Origin of the sequence: Acetobacter oeni, from assembly GCF_011516825.1 — a bacterium.
Classification (GTDB): Bacteria; Pseudomonadota; Alphaproteobacteria; order Acetobacterales; family Acetobacteraceae; genus Acetobacter; species Acetobacter oeni.
In genome coordinates, this window is sequence record NZ_WOTA01000085.1 from 1 (window position 1) to 1,084 (window position 1,084).

At 55.4% G+C, this 1,084-nt stretch carries 1 protein-coding gene; it reads right to left on the reverse strand.

All coding sequences use genetic code 11. The features are described 5' to 3' along the window. A partial coding sequence (locus GOB90_RS18655) for an IS481 family transposase (protein ID WP_146893139.1) occupies nucleotides 1–991 on the reverse strand: 991 nt, incomplete at its 3' end. Nucleotides 992–1,084: the final 93 nt, after the last annotated feature.

The window sequence follows — 1,084 nt, forward strand, 5'->3', positions numbered from 1 at the left end:
TGTCAGGTTGTGAGACGTCATTGGCATAATCGAGGATTTCGTCGACCTGTTTCATGATGTCACGATTGGCTGGTTTGACGTAATCAGGATTACGAGATGCGGGATGTTTTTCAAGCCACGACATGATGCATTGGGCGGGAGTTATGCCGCCCAGAACACGCTGCGGGCGATGATTGTAAGCGAAACAGAAGCCTCTGAGCAGAATTTCCAGATCCTTATGGCTTGAGACACAGACCGGCAACACCTCTGTCGCGACACGGCCATTGAAGCGTTCGACCATTCCGTTGGTCTGTGGTGAATACGCTTTCGTCCGGCGTCGGTCGATCGTCATGTCATGACAGGCTTTTTCGAAGGCATCTGCCGTAAAACAGGAACCACGATCGGTCAGAATATGGGTAATCCGGAAAGGAAAGGCAGCTTTGACGGCCTTGAGGAAATCGACGGAATTATCGGCATTCTCCGCGTCATAGACGGCCAGATGCACCGAACGGGAGCATCGATCGATGGCGACATAGAGAAAACGTTTCCGCCGTTCTCCATCCGCTGTCTGCAATTTTGGCAGATGTTTCACATCGATATGGACATAGCCGGGATCGTAATCCCGGAACTTTCCCTGTCCACGCACTGGCCCGGTCTTTGGAGCAGGAGGCAGTCTGTTCAGTCCAGCATCTTTCAGAATACGCCAGATATTGTCCCGTTTCAGATGCGGCAGGAAATGCCGCACGACGAAGGTCAGATCATCCAGGCCAAAACCGGTCGAACGCCGAAGCTGACAGACAATGGCGCGCTCTTCCTCCGAGGCTTTCCAGGCGAGTTTCCGAGGGCGGCTGCTGCGATCCCGGCAGGCGTCTGAACCACGCCTGCGCCACTTGCGGACAGTTTCATCGCTGATCCCGTAGCGTCTGGCGAGCACGGATGTCGGTTCCAACGAGCGGGCGATGTCAGCCCGCACGGCAGGTGTCGTGCGGGCCTGTGGGTGGATCTGAAGCATCATTCGCTCTCCCTGCAAACGGAAGAAAACCATGGAGCGTAACGCGGCATCGCCCACGCTACACCATCCCAATGACGTCTCACAACCTGACAC